The sequence below is a fragment of the Bradyrhizobium ottawaense genome (assembly GCF_002278135.3).
In the GTDB taxonomy this organism is placed as follows: Bacteria; Pseudomonadota; Alphaproteobacteria; order Rhizobiales; family Xanthobacteraceae; genus Bradyrhizobium; species Bradyrhizobium ottawaense.
In genome coordinates this window covers 6,246,396-6,268,459 of sequence record NZ_CP029425.2, presented here as the reverse complement: position 1 = coordinate 6,268,459, position 22,064 = coordinate 6,246,396, and the positions used below count along the sequence as shown (strand labels likewise).

The 22,064-nt window shown below is 63.0% G+C and carries 23 protein-coding genes, 1 tRNA gene and 2 pseudogenes; 18 read left to right on the top strand and 8 right to left on the bottom strand.

Annotated features, from left to right (window positions below):
• Nucleotides 1-69: 69 nt before the first annotated feature.
• Nucleotides 70-828 carry an enoyl-CoA hydratase-related protein gene (locus CIT37_RS29680; RefSeq protein ID WP_028144215.1) on the bottom strand — a complete coding sequence of 253 codons (759 nt, stop codon included), beginning with the start codon at nucleotides 826-828 and terminating at the stop codon, nucleotides 70-72.
• A 206-nt stretch (nucleotides 829-1,034) separates the two neighbouring features.
• Here CIT37_RS29680 and CIT37_RS29675 point away from each other — a divergent pair, with 206 nt between their 5' ends.
• The gene (locus CIT37_RS29675) at nucleotides 1,035-2,273 is read left to right on the top strand and encodes an MFS transporter (protein ID WP_095426426.1); all 1,239 of its coding nucleotides are present in this window, start codon (nucleotides 1,035-1,037) and stop codon (nucleotides 2,271-2,273) included.
• Between the two features lie 165 nt (nucleotides 2,274-2,438).
• On the opposite strand, the gene CIT37_RS29670 is transcribed toward CIT37_RS29675, so the two are convergent.
• The gene (locus CIT37_RS29670) at nucleotides 2,439-4,217 is read right to left on the bottom strand and encodes an acyl-CoA dehydrogenase family protein (RefSeq protein WP_028144217.1); all 1,779 of its coding nucleotides are present in this window, start codon (nucleotides 4,215-4,217) and stop codon (nucleotides 2,439-2,441) included.
• 256 nt (nucleotides 4,218-4,473) lie between these two features.
• Here CIT37_RS29670 and CIT37_RS29665 point away from each other — a divergent pair.
• From CIT37_RS29665 to CIT37_RS29640, 6 genes and pseudogenes are all read left to right on the top strand, one after another.
• Nucleotides 4,474-4,548: transfer RNA gene (locus tag CIT37_RS29665), tRNA-Gln, on the top strand.
• Nucleotides 4,549-5,232: 684 nt separating this feature from the next.
• Complete coding sequence (locus tag CIT37_RS29660) at nucleotides 5,233-5,493, top strand: DUF1488 family protein (protein ID WP_080670259.1); 261 nt, start codon at nucleotides 5,233-5,235, stop codon at nucleotides 5,491-5,493.
• A gap of 104 nt (nucleotides 5,494-5,597) precedes the next feature.
• Nucleotides 5,598-5,915, top strand: a complete 318-nt coding sequence (locus CIT37_RS29655) for a co-chaperone GroES (RefSeq protein ID WP_038950533.1) — start codon at nucleotides 5,598-5,600, stop codon at nucleotides 5,913-5,915.
• 141 nt (nucleotides 5,916-6,056) lie between these two features.
• The gene (gene groL / locus CIT37_RS29650) at nucleotides 6,057-7,697 is read left to right on the top strand and encodes a chaperonin GroEL (RefSeq protein ID WP_095426425.1); all 1,641 of its coding nucleotides are present in this window, start codon (nucleotides 6,057-6,059) and stop codon (nucleotides 7,695-7,697) included.
• A gap of 957 nt (nucleotides 7,698-8,654) precedes the next feature.
• Nucleotides 8,655-9,038: a hypothetical protein gene (locus CIT37_RS29645; RefSeq protein WP_028143167.1), complete on the top strand. Its 384-nt coding sequence runs from the start codon at nucleotides 8,655-8,657 to the stop codon at nucleotides 9,036-9,038.
• Nucleotides 9,039-9,069: 31 nt separating this feature from the next.
• A pseudogene (locus CIT37_RS29640) lies at nucleotides 9,070-9,704 on the top strand (Crp/Fnr family transcriptional regulator).
• 116 nt (nucleotides 9,705-9,820) lie between these two features.
• Here the strand turns inward: CIT37_RS29640 and CIT37_RS29635 are convergent.
• Nucleotides 9,821-9,943 (bottom strand): annotated as a pseudogene (locus CIT37_RS29635) (signal transduction histidine kinase); the annotation flags it as partial.
• A gap of 29 nt (nucleotides 9,944-9,972) precedes the next feature.
• A complete protein-coding gene (locus CIT37_RS29630; protein WP_028143166.1) occupies nucleotides 9,973-10,236 on the bottom strand; it encodes a hypothetical protein in 264 nt (87 codons plus the stop codon).
• A 749-nt stretch (nucleotides 10,237-10,985) separates the two neighbouring features.
• Here CIT37_RS29630 and CIT37_RS29625 point away from each other — a divergent pair.
• A complete protein-coding gene (locus tag CIT37_RS29625) occupies nucleotides 10,986-11,111 on the top strand; it encodes a hypothetical protein (RefSeq protein WP_256379438.1) in 126 nt (41 codons plus the stop codon).
• A 43-nt stretch (nucleotides 11,112-11,154) separates the two neighbouring features.
• On the top strand, nucleotides 11,155-11,466 hold the full coding sequence (locus CIT37_RS29620) for a hypothetical protein (protein ID WP_028143165.1): 312 nt from the start codon (nucleotides 11,155-11,157) through the stop codon (nucleotides 11,464-11,466).
• A 349-nt stretch (nucleotides 11,467-11,815) separates the two neighbouring features.
• Here CIT37_RS29620 and CIT37_RS29615 read toward each other — a convergent pair whose 3' ends face one another.
• On the bottom strand, nucleotides 11,816-12,133 hold the full coding sequence (locus CIT37_RS29615) for a hypothetical protein (protein WP_038946913.1): 318 nt from the start codon (nucleotides 12,131-12,133) through the stop codon (nucleotides 11,816-11,818).
• A gap of 104 nt (nucleotides 12,134-12,237) precedes the next feature.
• Nucleotides 12,238-12,693, bottom strand: coding sequence for an Hsp20 family protein (locus tag CIT37_RS29610; protein WP_038971791.1), 456 nt, complete (start codon nucleotides 12,691-12,693; stop codon nucleotides 12,238-12,240).
• Nucleotides 12,694-13,018: 325 nt separating this feature from the next.
• Here CIT37_RS29610 and CIT37_RS29605 point away from each other — a divergent pair, with 325 nt between their 5' ends.
• Nucleotides 13,019-13,243: a hypothetical protein gene (locus tag CIT37_RS29605; RefSeq protein WP_038946914.1), complete on the top strand. Its 225-nt coding sequence runs from the start codon at nucleotides 13,019-13,021 to the stop codon at nucleotides 13,241-13,243.
• Nucleotides 13,240-13,419, top strand: coding sequence for a hypothetical protein (locus CIT37_RS29600; RefSeq protein WP_028143162.1), 180 nt, complete (start codon nucleotides 13,240-13,242; stop codon nucleotides 13,417-13,419). Before CIT37_RS29605 ends, CIT37_RS29600 begins: the two co-directional genes overlap by 4 nt.
• Nucleotides 13,420-13,451: 32 nt before the next feature.
• On the opposite strand, the gene CIT37_RS29595 is transcribed toward CIT37_RS29600, so the two are convergent.
• A complete protein-coding gene (locus CIT37_RS29595) occupies nucleotides 13,452-14,363 on the bottom strand; it encodes a LysR family transcriptional regulator (protein WP_038946915.1) in 912 nt (303 codons plus the stop codon).
• 113 nt (nucleotides 14,364-14,476) lie between these two features.
• Here CIT37_RS29595 and CIT37_RS29590 point away from each other — a divergent pair, with 113 nt between their 5' ends.
• Nucleotides 14,477-15,109, top strand: coding sequence for a DsbA family protein (locus tag CIT37_RS29590; protein WP_038971792.1), 633 nt, complete (start codon nucleotides 14,477-14,479; stop codon nucleotides 15,107-15,109).
• Nucleotides 15,110-15,152: 43 nt separating this feature from the next.
• Entirely contained in the window at nucleotides 15,153-16,052 is a 900-nt protein-coding gene (locus tag CIT37_RS29585; RefSeq protein ID WP_038946917.1) for an MBL fold metallo-hydrolase, read from the top strand.
• A gap of 10 nt (nucleotides 16,053-16,062) precedes the next feature.
• Here the strand turns inward: CIT37_RS29585 and CIT37_RS29580 are convergent, their stop codons facing one another.
• Nucleotides 16,063-16,551 (bottom strand): MarR family winged helix-turn-helix transcriptional regulator, encoded by a 489-nt coding sequence (locus CIT37_RS29580; RefSeq protein WP_038946918.1) that lies wholly within the window; start codon nucleotides 16,549-16,551, stop codon nucleotides 16,063-16,065.
• A gap of 124 nt (nucleotides 16,552-16,675) precedes the next feature.
• Here CIT37_RS29580 and CIT37_RS29575 point away from each other — a divergent pair, with 124 nt between their 5' ends.
• The 5 genes from CIT37_RS29575 to CIT37_RS29555 all read left to right on the top strand — a co-directional run bounded on the left by CIT37_RS29575 (nucleotide 16,676) and on the right by CIT37_RS29555 (nucleotide 22,064).
• Nucleotides 16,676-17,218 carry a VOC family protein gene (locus CIT37_RS29575; protein ID WP_038946921.1) on the top strand — a complete coding sequence of 181 codons (543 nt, stop codon included), beginning with the start codon at nucleotides 16,676-16,678 and terminating at the stop codon, nucleotides 17,216-17,218.
• A 28-nt stretch (nucleotides 17,219-17,246) separates the two neighbouring features.
• On the top strand, nucleotides 17,247-18,884 hold the full coding sequence (locus CIT37_RS29570) for an FAD-dependent oxidoreductase (RefSeq protein ID WP_095426424.1): 1,638 nt from the start codon (nucleotides 17,247-17,249) through the stop codon (nucleotides 18,882-18,884).
• On the top strand, nucleotides 18,881-19,075 hold the full coding sequence (locus CIT37_RS29565) for a DUF2783 domain-containing protein (RefSeq protein ID WP_028143156.1): 195 nt from the start codon (nucleotides 18,881-18,883) through the stop codon (nucleotides 19,073-19,075). The genes CIT37_RS29570 and CIT37_RS29565 overlap by 4 nt, the downstream gene beginning before the upstream one ends.
• Before the next feature lie 247 nt (nucleotides 19,076-19,322).
• Nucleotides 19,323-19,745 carry an EF-hand domain-containing protein gene (locus CIT37_RS29560; protein WP_404516395.1) on the top strand — a complete coding sequence of 141 codons (423 nt, stop codon included), beginning with the start codon at nucleotides 19,323-19,325 and terminating at the stop codon, nucleotides 19,743-19,745.
• A 33-nt stretch (nucleotides 19,746-19,778) separates the two neighbouring features.
• The gene (locus CIT37_RS29555) at nucleotides 19,779-22,064 is read left to right on the top strand and encodes a heavy metal translocating P-type ATPase (RefSeq protein ID WP_095426422.1); all 2,286 of its coding nucleotides are present in this window, start codon (nucleotides 19,779-19,781) and stop codon (nucleotides 22,062-22,064) included.

Sequence of the window (22,064 nt, the reverse complement as noted above, 5' to 3'; positions counted from 1 at the left end):
TGCCCACCCTACGGTGCCGAACTCGCGGAGACAGACCATCGCCCGTCTCGCACAAGGGGAAGAGCGCCGCTACTTCTTCTTCCGGTTCGCAAACGCATTGAACGCCGCCACCGCTTCCTCCGACTTGAGCCGCTCGCCGAACAGATGGCCTTCCTGGTCGATGCGGCGGGTGAGCTCTTCGGCGGGCGCGCGCAGCAATTTGCGGGAGGTTGCGACCGCCTCGGCCGGCAGCCGGCAGATTTCGCGCGCCACCTTGCGCGCCTCGACCTCGGTATGTCCGGGCGACACCACGGCGTTGACGAAGCCTGCCGCGTGAGCCTCCGCGGCGGAAAAAGTTCGCCCCATCACCAGCATCGCGAAGGCGCGCTGATATCCCATCGTGTTCGGCATCAAGAGGCTGGCGGCACCGACCGGCACCAGGCCGAGATGGATGTAGGGCGCGGAGAAGGTCGCAGCGTTCGAGGCCAGCACGTAGTCGCAGTGAAACAGCATCACGGTGCCCATGCCGATCGAGGCGCCGTCGACGGCGGCGATGATCGGCTTGACGTTGAGGGCGAGCGAATAGAGAAACTTGGCGCCTTCCGACAACGTCTCGGGGCGCGCGGTGTCGGCGCGCATGAAATCGTCGATATCATCGCCTGCGGTGAACACGCCTGAGCCGCCGGTGATGATCATGCAGCGGATGTCGGGGTTGTTCTGCGCGGTGTCGATCGCGTGGCTCATCTCCCGGTACATGTCCTGGGTGATCGCGTTCTTCTTGCCCGGGCGGCGCAGGGTGATGACACGCGTTCCGCGCTCTTCGGTGACGACGATATTGCCATTCGGCATGAGAGCCCCCTGCGCTCGCCGCGATGCTCGCCGCTTCGCGAGTCTCGCCGAGCATCAGCCTACATGATCCCGCAGGCGTGCCAATGCGCTGAGTCAACCTTTTCGGCGCCAACGCGCCGCAACAATTGGCTACAATGTTTCATTTGAAAAACCGGTGGTTGTGGTGCACGATCCCGCGCGGTTCCATGTGACCGATTGCCCGATTGATGATTGCCACAACCCGCGTCGACGAATCCTCGCTGCACTACCGCGGCTGGCGCGTCGTGCTGGCCTGCTTCCTGATGGCCTTCTTCATGTTCGGCTTCGGCCTGTATGGCCAGGGCGTCTATCTCGCCGAGCTGCAGCGCGCCCATGGCTGGCCGGGCACGCTGGTCTCCGCGGCCAGCACCTTCTCGTTTCTCCTGACCTCCGTCCTCGTCATCTTCACCGACGATCTGCTCGCCCGCATCGGCTTGCGGTCGCTGATCCTGTGCGGCCTGGCGGCGCTCGGCGCCTCGACGGTGCTGCTGGCGCTGATGCAGACGCCCTGGCAGCTCTATCTCGCCTATGCGCTGATGTCGGTCGGCTGGACCGGCATGGGTACCGTGGTCATCGCAACCGTGCTGAACTCCTGGTTCGAACGCCGGCGCGGGCTCGCGCTCAGCCTCGCGTTCAACGGCGCGACCTGCGGCGGCATCATCCTCGTTCCGCTGCTGCTGTCGTTGACCGGCAGCATCGGATTTCGCTCCGCCATGCTGGCGGCCACGCTCGCGATGATGGTGCTGGTGCTGCCGGTGGTCGTGACCTTCATCGGCTGGCCTGCCGGGACCTCGCCGGCTTCGGGCGGACGCCCTTCCGGCGAGAGCGCGGCCGCGCCAAGCCATTCCCGCAAAGCGCTGCTCGCCAACGCGGCGTTCTGGACCATGGTGCTGCCGATCGCGATCGCACTGCTGGCGCAGATGGGATTCATCATCCACCAGGTGAGTTTTCTCGAGCCGCTGATCGGCCGCCCGGCCGCAGGCGGCGCGGTCACCATCATGGCGGCGATGGCGGTGGTCGGCCGCCTGTCGCTCGGCCTGTTCGTCGACCGGCTCGATCCCAGGCTCGCCTGCGCGGCGTCGATGACGAGCCAGGCGGCGGCGCTGTTCGTTCTCGTGCAGAGCACGAGCCCGACCGTGCTGCTGGTGTGCTGCGCCGTCTACGGCTTCTCGATCGGCAACATGATCACGTTTCCGCCCTTGATCATCCAGCGCGAGATCGGCGCCGCCGCCTTCGCCGCCGCAATGGGACTGGGGACCTCGATCAGCGGCGTCGTCAGCGCCTTCGGTCCGGGCATCGTCGGCCTCGTGCGCAGCTTGACGGGCAACTACACGATGGCGTTTGCGATGTGCGTCGTGCTTGATCTCGTGGCGGCGGGCATCGTGTTGTGGCGGCCGGGGAGAACGGCAAAGCTCGCAGCTTCGTAGGCAGCGCAGGTTTGCACTCTCGTGCCCCGGACGCAGCGCAACGCTCCTTCAGCGGTGCGCTGCAGAGCCGGGGCCCATGTCACCGCGATCGCTTCCTTGGGTTGGGTCCCAGCTCTGCGCAGCAACGCTACGCGTTGCAGCGCGTCCGGGACACGAGCGGCCAACTTACCCCAGCAGCACCGCATCCGCCGCCGCGACCGATTCCGCGCTCTCGGTCACGGTGCGCTCGAGCGCGCCGGCCTGCACACTGATGTTCTCGGCGAAGAAGCGTGCCAGCGAGACGTAGCGCGCGGCGTCCGTGTTGCCGTCGGCCTTGGCGGCGAGCGCCTCGGAGGCGAGCAGGCAGCCGCCGAGCGTTGAGCCGAACTGCTGCAGATAGGGTGTCGCGCCGGCAAGCGCCTCGTTCGGCGCGGACGTCACGCGCTCCAGCAGCCATTTGCTGGTGCGCGTCAAGGCCTCCAGCGCTTCGCGCAGCTTGACGCCCGTGGTGCCAAAAGCCGGATCGTTCGACGCTTCGACTTTCTTCACCGTCGCTGCGAGCTCGTCGAGCAGCGCCCAGACGGCAGCGCCGCCATTGGCCGCGAGCTTGCGCGTGACGAGGTCGATCGCCTGAATGCCGTTGGTGCCTTCGTAAATCGCGGTGATGCGGGCATCGCGATAATGCTGGGCCGCACCGGTCTCCTCGATGAAGCCCATGCCGCCATGCACCTGCACGCCGAGATAGGCGACCTCGTTGCCGATGTCGGTGGAATAGCCCTTGGCCATCGGCGTCAGCAGCGCCGCGCGCGCGGCGGCATCTGCACGCACCTTGGGGTCCCTGGCGCGCGTCGAGACGTCGATCGCGACCGCGGTCGCGTAGCAGATGGTGCGCGCGGCGGCGGTCTGCGCCCGCATCCGCATCAGCATGCGCTTGACGTCGGGATGCACGAAGATCGCGTCCGAGCCGTCGCTCTTGCTGCCGACGGCGCGGCCCTGCTTGCGCTCCTGCGCATAGGACAAAGCCTGCTGATAGGCGCGATCGGCGACGCCGACGCCCTCCAGGCCGACGCCAAGGCGCGCCTGATTCATCATCGTGAACATGCAGCGCATGCCCTGGTTCTCTTCGCCGATGAGGAAGCCGATGGCGCCACCATGATCGCCCATGGTCATGGTGCAGGTGGGGGAGGCATGCATGCCGAGCTTGTGCTCGACGCCGCTCGCATAGATGTCGTTGCGCTGCCCCAGCGAGCCGTCTGCATTGACCATGAACTTGGGCACGAGGAACAGCGAGATGCCTTTGGTGCCGGCGGGCGCATCGGGCAGACGCGCCAGCACGAAATGCACGATGTTGTCGGTCATGTCGTGCTCGCCATAGGTGATGAAGATCTTCGTCCCCTTGATGCGATAGGTGCCGTCGGCTTGCTTCTCGGCGCGGGTGCGCAGCGCGCCGACGTCGGAGCCGGCCTGCGGCTCGGTGAGCTGCATCGTGCCGGTCCATTCGCCGGAGACGAGCTTTTCGAGATAGATCTTCTTCAGCTCACTGCTGCCATGCGCGTCCAGCGCCTCCATCGCCGACGCCGTCAGCAGCGGGCAGAGGCCGAAGGCGAGGTTCGAGGCGCTCCAGATCTCGGTACACGCAGCATTGATCGCGATCGGCAGGCCCTGGCCGCCGAAATCCTCCGGGCCGGACACCGCGTTCCAGCCGCCCTCGGTCCAGCGCTTGTAGGCGTCCGGCCAGCCCGGCGCGGTCGTCACCTTGCCGTCGCTGAGCTTGATGCCGTGCTCGTCGCCGACCTTGTTGAGCGGGGCCAGGACGTCGGTTGCGAACTTGCCGGCTTCCTCCAGCACGGCCGCGGCGATGTCGGCGTCGAAATCGCCGTAATGACCGGCCTCCACCGCAGCCTTGAGGCCGGCGCCGTGATTGAGCGACAGCAGCATGTCAGAAATCGGCGCGCGGTAGGTCATGGCTCACTCCCGTGGATAGGTCTTGGCGCCCTATTCCCATGAAATGGGGGAGGTCTCAATGGGGCGGGAGGGGCCGGACGGTGGCGGTCAGAACGGGGCCGTCGCGGGCCCATAAAGAGAGTGTAGCGCGGCCGATCCCGGGGCTGTGGTATTTTGCCCCTCCAGGCGGTTGAAATGCTGCGCCGCTCCCTATAGACCGGCTGCGACCAAGGGAATCTGCGGTAGCCAGTTCTTCCGCCGGCCCCAGGTCGCCTGTTGGGGCGTAGCCAAGCGGTAAGGCAGCGGATTTTGATTCCGCCATTCGGAGGTTCGATCCCTCCCGCCCCAGCCAGTTGATGTTGCTCGATTAATTGCCGTCGCCGTTGCTCCATTTGGAAAAGGTGGATTCCGCCGTCCGTTGGAGACCTCGCTATCTTTGTTCGCCACGATTCACTCACAACATCTTCCAGAAACTCGAAATCGGTCACCGGACGGTGTCCGCGATTTTCGCACAACGATCGCTCGGTCCCTGAGGACGAGCTGATCACCTGTTGGATTGAGCGCAGTACGCGTGACGGTCGTAGCTTGTGAAAGGATCGCACCAAGGGCCGCCGCCCTGACATTCAGCTCGTTAGTCATTTCATCGGAGCCAACTCGCTGTTGGCTTGAGTCGATGGCGCGGGTCCGCCGAGGGGGACTACCATTGAATAACTATTGCAGCGACGATCAACAGCCCGAAAAAGATCGGCAGCAATACCGGAGGTACGAGCCACCCACTAACACTGAATCTATCGATATTCGACCTTTGGAACCGCCTTTTCAAAACGGCGGGAGCGCAACACTCTCAGTCACCGATAATAGCCAGGGACGCTCGGTGATATGAGGGGATGGTGACGCTCCGCCGAATAGCGAGGCTGGTCATAACTTAATGTCGTGGGCAGGTTGTAGTCCGATTCCAGAGTAGCCATTTACAGCTTAGCGCAGCCTGATCGCTTTCGACATCTTTTGCCCTTGCGCGGACTTGATCGGACCCACCATGATCGAGTTTCCAAATTATAGTCGTTCATATGACCGAACGCGGCATGCCGTGCGTTTTTGGGGATACGATAGCGCGCTAGAGGCATCGTTTTTCATAGAGGAAGACGCGCTGAGGCGACTTCAACCGGACGCTCACCCCAATGAAACGGGTTTCCTGAACGCATTCGATTCCAACCGTGATGTGATCTGTGCCGCCGCTGCCAGGGTGTACGTCCGCGGCAGCAGGGGTTCTTACGATCTGATCGCCGCTAATTTTTGAAATGAAGACTGACGTCTTGATGGACGCGGAAGACTCCGGTTACGAGCACGTAGCTCGTTACGACTGCCAATCCAGAAACAATCAAAAAAGCCAGGGAGAATCGCATGAAATTCCGTCCGCTCCATGACCGTGTCGTGGTCAAGCGCATTGAGGCCGAAGACAAGACCGCTGGTGGCATCATCATTCCGGACACCGCCAAGGAGAAGCCCTCCCAGGGCGAAGTCACCGCCGTCGGCCGCGGCGGCCGCGACGAAGCCGGCAAGCTGATCCCGATCGACGTGCAGGTCGGCGACCGCGTGCTGTTCGGCAAGTGGTCGGGCACCGAGGTCACGATCGACGGCCAGGAGCTGTTGATCATGAAGGAGAGCGACATCATGGGCGTTCTCACTGATCTGCCCGCTGCCAAGAAGAAGGCCGCGTAAGCGCCAGTCAGTTTTCCTTACCCTGGGATTCGGCGTAGCCGGGTTCTCGAAGGATGAGGCCCGCAATTCAAATCTCATCCCTCGAGAGCTCGCCAGTTGCGCGGGTCTTTGGGATCTGACCGGTTGAAAACGGAGACCACTATGTCAGCCAAAGAAGTCAAATTCGGCGTCGATGCCCGTGACCGCATGTTGCGCGGCGTCGAAATTCTCAACAACGCGGTAAAGGTCACGCTCGGTCCGAAGGGCCGCAACGTGGTCCTCGACAAGTCGTTCGGTGCTCCCCGGATCACCAAGGACGGCGTCACCGTCGCCAAGGAAATCGAGCTCGAAGAGAAGTTCGAGAACATGGGCGCACAGATGGTGCGTGAAGTGGCCTCGAAGGCGGCCGACGCCGCAGGCGACGGTACCACCACCGCGACCGTGTTGGCCGCAGCCATCGTGCGCGAGGGCGCCAAGGCGGTTGCCGCGGGCATGAATCCGATGGATCTCAAGCGCGGTATCGACTTGGCAGTCGACGCCGTGGTCGCCGACCTCGTCAAGAACTCCAAGAAGGTCACCTCGAACGACGAGATCGCCCAGGTCGGCACCATCTCGGCCAACGGCGATGCGGAGATCGGCAAGTTCCTCTCCGACGCCATGAAGAAGGTCGGCAACGAGGGTGTCATCACCGTCGAGGAAGCCAAATCGCTCGAGACCGAGCTCGAGGTCGTCGAGGGCATGCAGTTCGACCGCGGCTACATCTCGCCCTACTTCGTCACCAACGCCGACAAGATGCGCGTTGAAATGGACGACGCCTATATCCTGATCTACGAGAAAAAGCTCTCCAGCCTGAACGAACTGCTTCCGCTCCTGGAAGCAATCGTACAGAGCGGCAAGCCGCTTATTATCATCGCAGAAGACGTCGAAGGCGAGGCGCTTGCCACCCTCGTCGTGAACCGCCTCCGTGGCGGCCTGAAGGTCGCGGCCGTCAAGGCTCCGGGCTTCGGCGATCGCCGCAAGGCCATGCTGCAGGACATCGCGATCCTGACCGGCGGCCAGGCGATCTCGGAAGATCTCGGCATCAAGCTCGAGAACGTCACGCTCAACATGCTCGGTCGCGCCAAGAAGGTGATGATCGACAAGGAGAACACCACGATCGTCAACGGCGCCGGCAAGAAGGCCGACATCGAGGCGCGCGTGGCCCAGATCAAGGCGCAGATCGAGGAGACCACCTCGGATTACGACCGTGAGAAGCTCCAGGAGCGTCTTGCCAAGCTCGCTGGCGGCGTCGCGGTGATCCGCGTCGGCGGCGCGACCGAGGTCGAGGTGAAGGAGCGCAAGGATCGCGTTGATGACGCGATGCATGCGACCCGGGCTGCGGTCGAGGAAGGCATCGTGCCGGGCGGCGGCGTCGCCTTGCTGCGTGCCTCCGAGCATCTCAAGGGGCTGCGCACAAAGAACGATGACCAGAAGACCGGCGTCGAGATCGTGCGCAAGGCGCTGTCCGCGCCGGCCCGCCAGATCGCGATCAACGCCGGTGAAGACGGCTCGGTCATCGTCGGCAAGATCCTGGAAAAGGAGCAGTACTCCTACGGCTTCGACTCGCAGACTGGTGAGTACGGCAACCTGGTCGCCAAGGGCATCATCGACCCGACCAAGGTGGTTCGCGTGGCGATCCAGAACGCGGCCTCGGTCGCGGCTCTGTTGATCACCACTGAAGCCATGGTGGCCGAGGTGCCGAAGAGGAACGCCGGCGGCGGCGTGCCCGCGGGTGGCGGCGGCATGGGCGGTATGGATTTCTAAGTGCAGCGTTCAAAGAAAAAGAAAGGTCCGGCAGCGATGCCGGCCTTTCTGCATTTTCTTGCGCCTGGTCGCGGTTGCCCTGCTCAATTTGCCAGAGGCCGCAATACTGACACGTCAGTACGGCTTTCAGCCTGAGCTCGTACCAGCCCTCAGGATTGTCGTCCCACTTGGAGGACCAAGGTGTGGGTAAAGATCAATCAATGTCGTTTTGGACGCCTCAAAAACTGGACGAGAAAGCTAAAGAAGACGCTGAGAAGGACAACTACAGTCCACCACATTCATGGTGGCCCGGCCGATACAGCATTGGTACCGAAGCCCGCGACAGGTACGATCGAGCTTTCAACCTTCATCACAGCGACAAGGACGAGTACTAGGCCGCCCCAGTTGGCGGCCTCTTTCATTTCATAACGTCTGGCGGAGGCGGCAACCCCGAGCCTTTCGAATATTCAGTCCAGTCCTGGTCAGGACACTCAATATTTCAAATGGACGGAACGATTGACCTTGGGAGTTCTTGGTCCTCAGCAATCGGTGACTTATCTCCGAAAGCAAAGCCGGCCGACCGGTCGACATTTTGCCCAATGCCCGGCGGAAGGTTTCAAGCGGCCTCAGATGCCACCCGCACTGAGGCCGTTTCCTAGGACCCGCGGAACCGGAAATTAGGGCGCCCCCTTGAACAAAGCGGGCGAAAATGTTGGGCACCGCCGCGCTCAACTGCAAAGAGCCGGGAATCTCACAAAGGCCGTGTAGCTCCGGCGCATCGCGTGACAGATACTCGCCACATAGGGCGCCAGCCGCAGGCGCTGACTGCAGCGAACCGACCGGATTAGATGCATCCAGGCCATCCAACGAGTGTCCGCACGCGCTGTGTGAGCAATTTGGTACAGACGCCGATCGCTCGACGTGTCTAGCCTCCTTAACGGGTGAAGCTCAACATACCTCTGACTCAAGGTGAAAATCATGGAAATCTCCAGGGAGACAAAAGCTGCCGTGCGGCCGGCACTGTGGGGAGCTGTGGCCGGAGCGATTGCTCTGGCAATCGTGGGGTTCGGCTGGGGCGGCTGGGTGACGGGTGGGTCCGCCGAGACCATCGCGAAGAATAGTGCTGCTACGGCTGTCGTCGCAGCTCTCACACCCATCTGCGTTGAGAAGTTTCGACAAGCCGCTGATGCGTCGGCGAACCTGGTCGAAATGAAGAAGGCGACCTATGCATGGGATCAGAGCAAGTTCGTCGAAAAAGGCGGTTGGGCCACGATGCCGGGAAGCACTGAGCCAAACTCGGCGGTTGCAAAGGCTTGTGCCGAATCGCTTGGTAGCAACAAAGCTGTGGAGCTGCGTGGATAGTCAGGCAAGTCGCGCGGCGGAAATCTGCGCAGTGACGCGCCCGCCTCTAGCAAAATCGATTTCGAAATTTGGCAAAGGTCAGAACGTGTTCGCGCAGGGAGATGTCGCGGTCGCGGTATTCTATATTCAAGAGGGAAAGATCAAGCTAACGGTCGTTTCGGACCAAGGTAAGGAAGCGTCGTCGGGATTCTGGAGCCGGGACAATTCTTTGGCGAGGGCTGCCTCAATGGTCATCCATTGCGTATTGCCACTACCACGGCAACGGAGGCCTGTGTCATCACGAGAATATCGAAGACGGCGATGATTGCAGCGCTCGAAGGCAAGCCGAAGTTCTCTCAATTGTTCATGGCTTATTTGCTCGCGCGCAATAGCCGGATTGAAGAAGACCTGATCGACCAACTCTTCAATTCGAGCGAGAAACGCTTGGCGCGCCTGTTGCTTCTGCTGGCCAATTTCGGCAAGGAAGCCAGCTCTCAGCCCATTGGCGTCAACATCAGCCAGGAAACGCTGGCCGAGATGATCGGTGCGACCCGATCACGGGTTAGCTTCTTCATGAACAAGTTCCGCAAGCTTGGCTTCATCAGCTACAATGGAAAGATCGAGGTTCATAGCGCGCTTCTGAACGCGGTTCTGCGCGACAAATCCGAGATAGACCGGAAGGACTGATCCCGCGCGGCCAAACCAAGCGCCGGGGCCAAACGCGTGACATCAGCCCACTTGATATCACGACCGAGTCCTGTTCGGCGGTGCTTTTTTTTCGCGGCAAGCTCGCGGTGCAGATCTCAAGTCAGCCTGTGAAATGCCGGCAAAACCTCTCGCACGAACTCACTTAGATCTAAGGCCTCGCCACTTTCCGCAATGTCCGAGAACAGAACCTCGATAAAAGGATGTTGCCGGTTGAACGCGCCGAGTCCTCCAACTTTTCCGCGTTTAGTCACGTCGGCAGTTCGTCGCGAACTGAGCCTCCCTCGTTCTCCCACCGCGACAGAGCGGCGGCGCCCGATCTCGCATTGCTAGGCGTATCCTTTGCTGAAGGCAGCTCGTTGCGACCGACTTCATTCTTGTGCCCGTGCGCCGTCAACAAGACGAAGCCGGCACGCCAGCTCTTGAATTTGTGGCTTTCCTCAGCGCTGGTCGAACCCTTGACGAGTTCGCCGGACGCGGTTGTTCTTGCGCGATGCTGCTGAGATTTGAACATATGCAGAGCCCTTTCGTTGGAAGTCTCCGCGCGCTCCGGCCAATCTCGACGGCTGACCAGGGTAGACTTGGATATATGGGGATCGAAGGGCCGAACAACGAGCCTCAGGCATAAATAAGATTGCCAAAGCAGTGCGCGGACAGGCTTTGCCCTGCGTCCAACCGACCCGCCTGGGTGCTGACAGACAGAACCACGGCAATCGCGGCTCGGCGCTGGTTCCGTTCTGTCGATCCATGGGATTCGCTGCGGGATGGTAAGACAGGCTGTCCGTCTGAGATCCTGTCGCCGAGGAGGCTGCCGCTCTTCCGCGCGTTGAGCGAGAGAGCAGGAGACGATGGGACGGTGCTCGCCTGCCCGATCGAACTCGAGCAGGCATCTCGTCAATGATTCGACAAGCCCGAGAATGGGATAGCAATTCGAGCAAAAGAGGCGCACCGTTCATGCAAGCTTGATTGACGTCGGCGGTACGCGGGCGGCGATCGAAGCAGTGTCGTCCGCAGCGCTGACCGGCACCTGCGCGCCGCCGCTCTGCGGCTCTTCGAGATGGTAACGATCAGTTCGATCGATCCATCTGATGCTCAGGAAGCGACGCGATGGCGTCCAGAGAATGATGCACGTGTCGACCTTGAGGGGGATGTGGCCGCGCCGAGCGCCTACACGCGGCGGATGACGGTGGAGATCGAAAGCGCGGCGTTCTGCTGGCGCCTGCCAGCCACATCGCCCTGTCCAGCATCTCCGATGAGCTAGCGATGCAGATCGCGCTCAGCCTCGCTGGCATTCTGGTGATTGTCGCGGCTGCATTGGTGCTGATCTCGATCGAGATCAAGCCGAGGCGGCGACCATGGCGGCAGGAAGAACTGGCCCGTGGCAAGTGATATTTCATATGGAAGGATCGATCAAAGTCGACCCGGTGAGGCAATGGGCAAATTCAAGATAAGCGTCGCACGCATCGAGATGATTTCGCCGAACGAACGAGCCGAGGACATCCGTTTGACGTTTCAATTCGAAAGCGATCAGACCAGTTTTGCCTTGCCAATCTTCCTGAACTCTCGCGACTTCGACGACACCGAAATCGTCAAGGTCGCTCGAAGCAAGTTATATGACGTCTTCTGGCAGCTCTGCGGTCAGTGCGAGGATTGGCAGTTGTCGGACGCCGAGCGTCGCGAACTTGCAAAGATCAACGTGCGGCCTGCCCGACAAGGTCGACGAGTCCGCGAATCAAAGAGCTAGCCGCCGGTTTGCCCACTCCGTCTGTTTGGGATGTCGGTAATTGTAGCATCTGCAGCCACTGCTCTCCTGCTCGCCGTCGTCCCGACAAAGGGAGAATCTGCTGCCTCAGGTTTTTCGGGACTGATCCTCCCTGTGAAGGTTGCTTCCTTATTTGGAAACGTCCGCCAAGTTATTGGAATTGCTAGAGGCGTTTTGGCCATTTTTTCCAAACTCGCCTTGAAACCGTTAGATAATCAAACTGAGTTTGATTCCGCCATTCGGAGGTTCGATCCCTCCCGCCCCAGCCAGAAGCTCCGCTTCCCTGAAATTGGCGAAGCCGGCCTTGTACAGATCCTTTGGCTGGTCTCGATTACGGCGTTGCGGCGGCCCAGGGCCGCCGCAGCCGCATCGGGACGCCGCCGCCGGGCGGCGGGTCGTCGTCGTCATCGAGCTTGCGCAGCGCGGTGAGGATGTCCGCAAGCCGGATCGGCCGATCCATGCCGGGAATCTCGCGCAGCGCGGGATGGGATTCGACGGCGTACATGTCCGAAGCCCACGATGACAATATGATCCGCTTCTCCGCTGTCGAGAGCTTGCCATCGTCGAGGACGGCGCTCGGCGAAGCATAATGCGCAGCGGGATGGAACAGCGCGCCGACACCGCCGGTGGTCGCATTGGCATTGGTCATCACTTGTCTCCCTCTACACTCCTTTCGAAGGGATGGTCCGATCGGCGGATGGCGATCCGGTCGCCATCCGCCATGGTGGTCGCTGTCGAACGCGTTCGACCGGCCTAAGCCGCTTTCTTCTGCTCGATCTGCGGTGACGCAGCACCCGCGATCTGGATCCGGCGCGGCTTCATGGCCTCCGGAATCTCGCGCAGGAGATCGATGACCAGGAGACCGTCCTGGAAAACGGCCTGCTTGACCTGGACGTAGTCGGCGAGATTGAACACGCGGCGGAACGGACGCGCGGCGATACCCTGATAGAGATATTCGCGCGTGGCGCTGTCCGGCTTCCGGCCCTCGATGGTGAGCGCGTTCTGTTCGGCGGTCACGCTGATGTCGTTGACGCCAAAGCCCGCCACGGCCAGCGTGATCCGGTATTGGTCTTCGCCGGAGCGCTCGATGTTGTAGGGGGGATAATTGTCCTCGCCCGCCTGGCGCAGCGTGCTGTCGACGAGGTCGGCCAGATGATCGAAGCCGATGGTGGAGCGCCACAGCGGCGCGAAGTCAAAGGTGGTCCTCATACCAAGTCCTCCAAAGAGCAAGATGGATACGAAGGAGCGCCGTTAGGGAATCGGAAACGGATCCGAAGGCCCCGACCCGGCGCCCGCGCCGGACCCATCGGGCATCCGGCACACCGCTCTCGCGGCGAAAAACGACTTAGAGTGCCACAAGTCCCTTGCAAGAGGGACGCGCAAAATTTTTTTCGGGGACCCCGGCGGCGTCAAGGAAGCGGCGAAAGAGGATCTTGACAGCAAAACAAGCCTGAATATTTTTTGCGCCGGAAGATGCTTCTTCCGACACCGCTAATTCGAAAAGGACCGTGAAAGACCGTCAGGAGTGACGACGATGCTCGATCAGGATTTCGCCCGCATCCGCGCGCACCGCAACAACCTCTCTCGTTATCGACGTTTGCTCAAGACTGAGCTGTCGGACATTGAGCGCCAGTTTATCGAACGACGCCTCGCCGAGGAGCAGACCGCGCTCGAGGCTCTCGCCGCCGATGCCTTCCCGGCCGCATTCACCGTTCCAAACGCGCCATCGGCGATTGCCACGACCGGAGTGGAACGATGAGTGACGTCCGCAACCTCCTCATCAGCGGCAGCGAGAAGGTGATCGGGCACTATCGCGTGTTGCTGGCCGGTGCCAGAAGCGAGAGCGAACGCGAGCTCTATCGCGCCCGGATCGAGCGCGAGCAGCGCCTGCTTGACGCTCTGCGGGGCGGCCTGCCGGATCGATCGGCGGCGTGAACAGGCGCGCATGTGTCATTCCGGAAATTTTTTCATTCCGGAAATTTGCTGGCGAGCACGCGGCCTTCCTGCACCAGCATGGCCACGAACGCCGTGATCTTCGGCGGCCGGAACCGGGCCGCGGGATACACGGCATGGATCCCGCCGGCCGGCAAGCTCCAGGATGGCAGGACATGGACCAGCCGGCGGGACTTGAAATGCTCCGCGACCAGGTAGTCGGGCAGCACGCAGAGTCCGCCGCCGGCGAGGGCTGCGCCCAGCACCGCAGGCGTCGTGTTGATCGAGATCGACTGCCGCATGCGGATCGTGCGGCTGTCGATATCGCGTCTGGTGAAGCGCCAGACCAGCGGCTCGTCGAGCGCGCCGTTGGCAATGAACGGCAGAGCCGCAAGCTCGTCGGGCGTCTTGCTCCGGAACGCCGCTGCCACGTCCGGTGCGGCCACCAGCAATTGCCGAAACGATCCGATCCGCCTGGCCTGCTGACTTGAATCGTTCAGCCAGCCGACCCGGATCGACAGGTCGATCTGGTTGGCGAGGAGGTCCGTTCGCGTGTCCGACAGGATCAGCTCGACACTGCAAGCGGGATATTTTCGCGCAAACTTCGCCGCCAGCGGCGCGATCATCGTTGCGCCATAGTCGTTCGGCGCGGCGACCCGCAGCATGCCCATCGGCTCGGCATTGGTCTGCGCGAGCTCGTCGACGGCATCTTCCGCCGTGCGCAGGATCATGACGCAACGGGCATGCAGCAACCGGCCGGCTTCGGTCGGCTCGACCCTCCTGGTGGTCCGCAGCAGCAAAGCCGTTTTCAATTCTGCTTCGAGCCGTGCCACCTGCTGGCTGACGACGGTCTTGGTGATGCCGAGGCGCTCGGCAGCGCGTGTGAACGAGCCGGCATCGACCACGGCTGCGAAATAAGCGAGGCGGTTGAGGTTGATCGCTTCCATGCGGTCGTCGCCATTGTTAGCTAATAGAAAACAATATGTACCATTATCTGATATTTATCAAATAATGATCGGCCGCTAGGTTTCTCTGCATCGAACATTGGCGGCCCGAAATCATGCAAATCACCTATCTCTTCGACCCTCTCTGCGGCTGGTGCTACGGCGCCTCGCCGGTGCTGGAGCAGCTTGCCGCGCACGGCGATGCCACCCTGGTGCTGGCACCGACCGGCCTGTTTGCGGGCCCTGCGGCGCGGACCATGGACCAGCATTTTGCCGCCTATGCCTGGCAGAACGACCAGCGCATCGCACGCTTGACCGGCCAGCCGTTCAGTGAGGCCTATCGCACCGGCATTCTCGGCAATACCGGCAGCCTGTTCGACTCGGCGGCAGCGACCCTTGGCGTCGTCGCCGTGGGCCTGGGTGGTCCGGCCCGTGAGCTCGAGGCGCTCAAGCTCTTGCAGCGCGCCCGCTACGTCGATGGCCGCGACAATTCCAGCCTTCAAGTCGTCGCCGACGTGCTCGAGGGCGCGCAACTGGCCGATGCGGCACGCCGCGTGCGGGCGCCTGACGATGCATTGATCGCGGCTTACCAGGCGCGGATCGCGGCCGCGCGCGCCGACATGACGCGATTTGGGGCCGGTGGCGTGCCGGCTCTGGTGGTCGGCGAGGGCGCCGGGCGGAGGCTGCTCGACGGCAGCATGCTGTTCGGGCGGTTCGATCTGCTGGCCGCACAACTTCGTGCCGCCTGATCACCCAAACCGATTTTCCCTGCAGAGTTCAATGGAGAGAGCCATGTTGTCGAGGAGACAGATCATGAGGACCAGCCTTGCCGCGGGTGCCGCCGCATTGTTCGCGGCCGCCGACGTCGGCCGTGCCGCGGAGGCCAAGCTGAGCTGGAAACATTTTCCCGCAGGCCCCAATGGATTTTTTCGTGCGCCCGTCCTGCTTTCCGGTCCGACCGAGGCGGTGCTGATCGACGGCGGCTTCTCCTATCCGGACGGACGCGCGCTCGTCGAGGCGATCAAGGCGAGTGGCAAGAAGCTCACCACCATCTATATCAGCCAATCCGATCCCGACTATTATTTCAGCCTGAAGCCGGTGCGCGAGGCTTTCCCGAATGCCAAGGTGCTGGCGGCGTCCGCGACGCTCGCGGCCATCAAGGCGAATGTGGAGAAGAAACTCGCCGTCTGGGGACCGCAGCTCAAGGAGAACGGTCCGCAGACGCTCGCCGATGTCGTTCTGCCGGAAGCGTCCGATGGGGCTTCTCTTGCGATTGACGGCGAGGCGATCGAAATCGTCAACGCCGAAGGTCTCGCCAACCGCCGCTATCTCTTCGTTCCGTCCTTGAATGCCGTGTTCGGCGGCGTGATGCTCTTCTCCGGCGTGCATGTCTGGACCGCCGATACGCCGACCAAGGAGCAGCGCGCAGCCTGGGTCGCCAACCTCGACAAGATCGCGGCCCGCAAGCCGTCCCTGGTCGTGCCGGGTCACATGGCGGCGGGCGTCGCCGTCGATCTTTCCGCTGTCGAGCACACCAGGACGTATCTGCTCGCGTTCGACGAAGAGTTGGCGAAGGCGGCTGACAGCGCTGCGCTGAAGGCTGCCATGGAAGCCCGCTTCCCGAATCTCGGCATGGGCGTCGCGCTCGATATCGGCTCCAAGGTTGCCAAGGGCGAGATGAAGTGGGGTTGAGCGGGAGAAGCTACGCCAGCGCGGCCGACAATTTGCGCATCACCCGGTCGAGCACCGCCACTTCTTCGGCGGTCAGCTCCCCAAGCAGCTTCGTCTCCCGCGCCAGCGCGTAAGGCACGATCTTGCGATAAAGCGCGCGACCGGCTGGGGTCAGCGAGACTATCAGCTCGCGCCGGTCGTCGGGATGGTGCTTGCGGCCGGCGATGCCGCGCGCCTCCAGGCCCTGCACGGCGCGGCTGACCTGCATCTTGTCGAGCGTCGTCAGCGGGCCGATCTCCTTGGTCGCAATCTCCGGGCGCATGCCGAGGATGGCGAGCACGCGCCATTCCTGCCGTGTCAACGCAAAGCGCTCGGAATAGACCTCGGCAACCGCCAGAGACACCTGCTCGGCGAGGCGTGCCAGCCGGTACGGAAAATATCGCTGCAGGTCCAGCTCGACGCCATCCTGCGCCGCTGCGACTTTGGCCGCTTCCCCGCGTGCCACGCTCGAACGTCCCATCACGCGATTCCCGTCCGCCGATCCACCCGAAAAATTCCTCGAAGTGGATTGATCCAGATCAAATTCAGGAAATAGTAACACCTGATACTAATTTCGCAACCGCAAGTCCAGGGAGCGAAACGCCATGAAAATCGAGAAGATCCATCACGTCGCCTATCGCTGCGTCGACGCCAAGGCCACTGTCGAGTTCTACAAGACCGTCATGAACATGGATCTTCTCGGCGCCATTGCCGAGGATCGGGTGCCTTCGACCAAGGCGCCCGATCCCTACATGCACATCTTTCTCGATGCCGGGAACGGCAACATCCTCGCTTTCTTCGAGCTGCCGAATTCGCCGCCGATGGGCCGCGATCCCAACACGCCGGAGTGGACCCAGCACATCGCCTTCCAGGTCAAGGACCTCGCCGAGCTGGAAGAGGCCAAGGCGCGCGCGGAGGCCGCCGGCCTCGACGTCGTCGGCGTCACCGACCACACCATCTTCAAGTCGATCTATTTCCGTGACCCGAGCGGCCATCGCCTGGAAATCGCGGCCTGGACCGCGATGCCCGAGCAGATCGACCGCATGAAGTCGGTCGCGCACGAGATGGTCGAGGAATGGTCGCGCACCAAGCGCCCGCCGCGCCACACCGCCTGGATGCACGAGAAGGAATTCGCGGACGCGCATTGATCCCCGGCACGCGCATCAGGAAGCGAACATGGCGAGCTACATCTATCCGAAGTTCGGTTACCGGCGCTCTCAGGAGCAGGCCGAGGGGATCGTGAAGCGGCATCCGATCGTGGTGATCGGCGCGGGTCCCATCGGCCTGACCGCGGCGCTCGACTGCGCCGCGCGCGGCCAGCCGGTCGTGGTGCTCGACGACAACGACACCGTCTCGATCGGCTCGCGCGCGGTCTGCTACGCCAAGCGTCCGCTCGAGATCTGGGACCGCCTCGACTGCGCGGCGCCCATGGTCGACCGCGGGGTGAGCTGGAATGTCGGGAGGGTCTTCTTCCAGGACCAGCTGTCCTACGAGTTCGATCTGTTGCCCGAGGCCGACCACCAATGGCCGGCCATGATCAATCTGCAGCAATATCATCTGGAGGAGATCCTCGTCGCCAAATGCAGGGCCAATCCGCTGATCGAGCTGCGCTGGAAGCACCGGCTGATCAGTCTGAAGCAGGCTGCCGACCATGCGACGCTGGCGGTGGAAACGCCCGACGGCATCTTCACCATGGAGGCGCAATGGGTCATCGCCTGCGACGGGGCCAATTCCGACGTGCGCAAGATGGTCGGCGCCGAGTTCACGGGACAGTTCTTCCAGGACCGCTTCCTGATCGCCGACGTCGCCATGAAGGCGGATTTCCCGACTGAGCGCTGGTTCTGGTTCGATCCGCCGTTCCACCGCGGCCAGTCCGTGCTGCTGCACCGGCAGGCGGACAAGATCTGGCGCATCGACTTCCAGCTCGGCTGGGACGCCGATCCCGATGAGGAAAAGGGGCCGGAGCGGGTGATCCCGCGCATCCGCGCCATGCTCGGCGAGGAGACCGAGTTCGCGCTCGAATGGGTCTCGATCTATCAGTTCGCCTGCCGGCGCATCGACAATTTCCGCCAGGGCCGGGTGCTGTTCGCCGGCGACGCCGCGCATCAGGTCTCGCCGTTCGGCGCGCGCGGCGCCAACACCGGCGTCCAGGACATCGACAATCTCGCCTGGAAGCTCGCGATGGTGCTGCGCGGCGAAGCCTCGGAAGCGCTGCTCGACAGCTATCACGAAGAGCGCGCCTATGCCGCCGACGACAACATCCTGAACTCGACGCGCGCCACCGACTTCATCACGCCGAAGACGAGAGTGAGCCGCTATTTCCGTGACGCGGTGCTGGAGCTCGCCCGCCATCACGGCTTTGCGCGCCCGCTGGTCAACAGCGGCCGGCTCTCGACGCCGACGCCCTATGCGACGTCGGCGCTCAATACGCCTGACGACAACGCGATGATGGGCGGCGTGCGGCCCGGCACCAATGCGGCCGATGCGCCGATCACGGTGGATGGCAAGCCCGCCTGGTTCCTCCATTGTCTCGGCGATGGCTTCACGGTCGTGGCCTTTGGCAAGGAGACCGACAAGACCGAGATCGCGGTGGGGCCGCTCAAAGCGAAGCTCATTGTCGTCGGCCGCGACATCGCCGATCCCTCCGGCCTGCTTGCCGCGCGCTACGGCGTTTCGCCCGGAACCACCTACCTGTTTCGCCCCGATCAATACGTCGCCGCACGCTGGACCGGATTCGACGAGGCAAGCATCGCGGATGCGATGTTGCGGGCCTCCGGGCACGACACCGCCGGACGGAAGGAGCTGGCAGCATGACGCTCAATTTGTCACCCAACATCGCCGATCCCGACGACTTCTACGCCGAACTGATCAACAGTCAGCGCGACCTCGACGAGGAGCAGGCGCTGCGGATGAACGCACGGCTGATCCTGCTGCTCGCCAATCACATCGGCGACCGCAAGGTCCTGACGGAGGCGATTGGCTGCGCCCGCAGGGGCGGCAGCTAGGCCGCGGGAACTCCGCCTCGGGATCGGGAGATCGCAGAAAGCAGCCGGCAGAACCGGCGGCAGGTTCCGTTTTGGGCGATCTCGCTGGCTGAATGCGGCACCGAGGTCAGCCGCGCCGAAAAGCCATCTGGGCAGAAGCCGCTTTCTTGACTTGGCTCAAGGTAAAATCGGAGAAGTTCGACACTTTCTTAGGCCCCACACCAAGGCCGGAGGAAGCACCATGCTAGGTCGAACCATTGCTGCAGCGTTGCTGTTCGTCACTTTGGGCCAGCCGGCGTTGGCTCAATCGCCGGCGGACCATCAAGGTCATCATCCCGGACAGGAGCAGACGCCTGCGTCGCCGCAATCGAGCTCTCCTGCCAGCCCGTCCGCCGAGCGGCAGAGTCCGATGCGCGGTGGAGATATGATGGGAATGATGGGGCGCGGAATGATGGGACAAGGAATGAAGGGGCATGGCACGGGCGGTGACGCCATGGAGCCGCCGGTCGTCTTCCGCATCATCTTCGCGCTGATGGATGCCGATGGTGACGGGACCCTCTCGTTGCCCGAGTTTCAAGTCGCTCACGAACGGATCTTCAAGGCAATGGATCGCGACAAGGACGGGAGGCTCACTTTCGAAGAGATGATGACGTTCATGCACAGGAGCAAGAGCTCCGTCCCGCAGCAATAGCGAGCGGATACCGGAGGGCGGGTGCGCCAAGCCATGTCGTTTGATCGGGTCTTGCGATGGGCTTTGGTTGCAATCGCAATCGCAGGGTTGACCGCGGGTATTCTCGCGCGAGCCGCGGGCCGACCTGATCTGGCCGATCTCGCCTGGGCGCTCGGCACGGCGCCCGTGATTGCAGGATTGGCGGCCTCGATCGTCCAGGACCTGCTGAGAGGCCGCGTCGGAGTAGACGCGATCGCGCTGCTGTCGATGAGTGCGGCGTTGGCGCTCGGACAGCCGCTCGCAGGCGCCGTGGTCGCGCTGATGTATTCCGGCGGCAATGTCCTGGAGGAGATCGCGATCGCACGGGCGGAGCACGATCTGCGATCCCTGGTTGATCGGGCGCCGCGGCAGGTCCATCGCAAGTCCGGCGAGCGGATCGAGGATGTTCCGATCGAGGACGTCGCGGTCGGCGAAGAGCTTCTGGTTAAAGCCGGCGAGATCGTGCCGGTCGATGGTGTCGTTGCGTCGGCCTTCGCTGCGATCGACGAGTCCGCGGTGACTGGCGAGCCGATTCCGATAGAGAAGACCCGCGGAAGCGCCGTTCTTTCCGGCTCTCTGAATGCGGGCGAGACCTTCCAATTGACCGTGACCGCGGCGGCCAGCGAGAGTACCTATGCGGGCATCGTGCGCATGGTGACTGTGGCGCAAACAGCGAGAGCTCCCTTTGTGCGGTTGGCCGACCGGTATGCGCTGATCTTCCTGCCGGTGACACTCGTCATGTCCTTCGTGGCATGGCACATCTCCGGCGACGTAACCCGCAGCCTTGCCGTGTTGGTGGCGGCGACGCCGTGTCCCTTAATTCTGGCCGCACCTGTCGCCTTCATCGCCGGGGTGGCGCAAGCGGCCCGCCGCGGTATCCTGGTCAAGGGCGGGAAGGCGCTGGAGGCGTTGGCCCATGCGCACACCGTGCTCTTCGACAAGACCGGTACCCTGACGGTGGGCGGAGCGCGGTTGCTGTCCGTAGAAGTCGCGCCGGGCGAGGATCCGGATGAGGTCCTCACGCTCGGGGCGTCGCTCGAGCAAGCTTCGCATCACGTGCTTGCGAAGGCCGTCGTCGCTGCGGCCCTCGCCAAGGGGCTCAAGCTGAAGCCGCCGGAACATGTCAAGGAGACCATGGGTTCCGGCCTCAGCGGCCAGATCGACGGACGCCAAGTCGTGGCGGGCTCGCGAGAGATGCTTCTCTCGCGAGCCGAGCTGTCGCCATGGGCGTTGCGGGCGATTCGACGTGCCTCGTGGCGCTCGGCGCTGATCGTCCTCGTCGCGGTGGACGGCCGCCTGATCGGCGCGCTGCTGCTGGCCGACGAATTGCGGGCCGACACGCCACGCGCGATCCGGCTGCTGCGCGACGCCGGCATCGCGCGGATGGTGATGGTCACGGGTGATCGCGCCGCGGCGGCGCAGGCCATCGGAGCGGCGCTCGATCTCGATGCCGTGCTGGCCGATCGCGTTCCCTCGGACAAGGTCGAAGCGGTGCGTAGCGAACAGCGGCTGCATCCGACCATCATGGTCGGCGATGGCATCAATGACGCCCCGGCGCTGGCCGTGGCTGACACGGGGATCGCGCTCGGTGCACGCGGTGCAAGCGCTTCCTCCGAGGCGGCAGATGTGGTGATTCTCACGGATCGGCTCGATCGGGTCGGCGAAGCGATCATCATCGCCCAGCGCGCGCGGCACATTGCCCTGCAAAGCATCTTCGTCGGGATGGGGCTGTCATTGGTAGCCATGGTCGCGGCCAGCCTTGGCTGGCTCGATCCCGTACCCGCCGCGATCGTTCAGGAGGTGATCGATGTTGCCGTCATCCTGAACGCGCTGCGGGCGCTCAATCCGCCCCTCGTCAGGAGCGGTCCGCGCCTCACCGCGGAGCAGGGGCTGACGTTGCATCACGATCATCAGGCCCTGCTTAGGGATCTCGACCGCCTGAGGCAGATCGTCGATGCGCTGGACGATGTGGTGCCCGAATCCGCCGCGATTTTGATTGGCGAGGCCCACCGACTGGTCCAGGGCAGCGTCGTGATGCACGAACGCGAGGATGAAGACAGCGTCTATCCGAAGCTCAACGAGGTGCTGCGCGACCGCCACGGACTCTCTGCCATGAGCCGTGCGCATCGCGAGATACTGCATCTCGCGCGGCTGCTCGCCCGGATCGCGGAGGATCTGCCGTCAGAGAAGATCGACCGCTACCTCATTCGCGACGCTCAGCGCGTGATCGAGGCGATCGAAACGCTGGTGCGCATGCACACGGCCCAGGAGGAGGACATCTACGAGGCCGTGGCCGCATAG

Coding starts and splice junctions, on each gene's coding strand:
- CIT37_RS29675 (WP_095426426.1), top strand. CDS start 1,035: ATGATTGCCACAACCCGCGTCGACGAATCCTCGCTGCACTACCGCGGC.
- CIT37_RS29595 (WP_038946915.1), bottom strand. CDS start 14,363: ATGGAAGCGATCAACCTCAACCGCCTCGCTTATTTCGCAGCCGTGGTC.
- CIT37_RS29625 (WP_256379438.1), top strand. CDS start 10,986: ATGCAGATCGCGCTCAGCCTCGCTGGCATTCTGGTGATTGTCGCGGCT.
- CIT37_RS29645 (WP_028143167.1), top strand. CDS start 8,655: ATGGAAATCTCCAGGGAGACAAAAGCTGCCGTGCGGCCGGCACTGTGG.
- CIT37_RS29580 (WP_038946918.1), bottom strand. CDS start 16,551: ATGGGACGTTCGAGCGTGGCACGCGGGGAAGCGGCCAAAGTCGCAGCG.
- CIT37_RS29590 (WP_038971792.1), top strand. CDS start 14,477: ATGCAAATCACCTATCTCTTCGACCCTCTCTGCGGCTGGTGCTACGGC.
- CIT37_RS29680 (WP_028144215.1), bottom strand. CDS start 828: ATGCCGAATGGCAATATCGTCGTCACCGAAGAGCGCGGAACGCGTGTC.
- CIT37_RS29615 (WP_038946913.1), bottom strand. CDS start 12,133: ATGACCAATGCCAATGCGACCACCGGCGGTGTCGGCGCGCTGTTCCAT.
- CIT37_RS29660 (WP_080670259.1), top strand. CDS start 5,233: ATGATCGAGTTTCCAAATTATAGTCGTTCATATGACCGAACGCGGCAT.
- CIT37_RS29620 (WP_028143165.1), top strand. CDS start 11,155: ATGGGCAAATTCAAGATAAGCGTCGCACGCATCGAGATGATTTCGCCG.
- CIT37_RS29555 (WP_095426422.1), top strand. CDS start 19,779: ATGTCGTTTGATCGGGTCTTGCGATGGGCTTTGGTTGCAATCGCAATC.
- CIT37_RS29610 (WP_038971791.1), bottom strand. CDS start 12,693: ATGAGGACCACCTTTGACTTCGCGCCGCTGTGGCGCTCCACCATCGGC.
- CIT37_RS29670 (WP_028144217.1), bottom strand. CDS start 4,217: ATGACCTACCGCGCGCCGATTTCTGACATGCTGCTGTCGCTCAATCAC.
- CIT37_RS29575 (WP_038946921.1), top strand. CDS start 16,676: ATGAAAATCGAGAAGATCCATCACGTCGCCTATCGCTGCGTCGACGCC.
- CIT37_RS29630 (WP_028143166.1), bottom strand. CDS start 10,236: ATGTTCAAATCTCAGCAGCATCGCGCAAGAACAACCGCGTCCGGCGAA.
- groL (WP_095426425.1), top strand. CDS start 6,057: ATGTCAGCCAAAGAAGTCAAATTCGGCGTCGATGCCCGTGACCGCATG.
- CIT37_RS29570 (WP_095426424.1), top strand. CDS start 17,247: ATGGCGAGCTACATCTATCCGAAGTTCGGTTACCGGCGCTCTCAGGAG.
- CIT37_RS29565 (WP_028143156.1), top strand. CDS start 18,881: ATGACGCTCAATTTGTCACCCAACATCGCCGATCCCGACGACTTCTAC.
- CIT37_RS29585 (WP_038946917.1), top strand. CDS start 15,153: ATGTTGTCGAGGAGACAGATCATGAGGACCAGCCTTGCCGCGGGTGCC.
- CIT37_RS29605 (WP_038946914.1), top strand. CDS start 13,019: ATGCTCGATCAGGATTTCGCCCGCATCCGCGCGCACCGCAACAACCTC.
- CIT37_RS29600 (WP_028143162.1), top strand. CDS start 13,240: ATGAGTGACGTCCGCAACCTCCTCATCAGCGGCAGCGAGAAGGTGATC.
- CIT37_RS29655 (WP_038950533.1), top strand. CDS start 5,598: ATGAAATTCCGTCCGCTCCATGACCGTGTCGTGGTCAAGCGCATTGAG.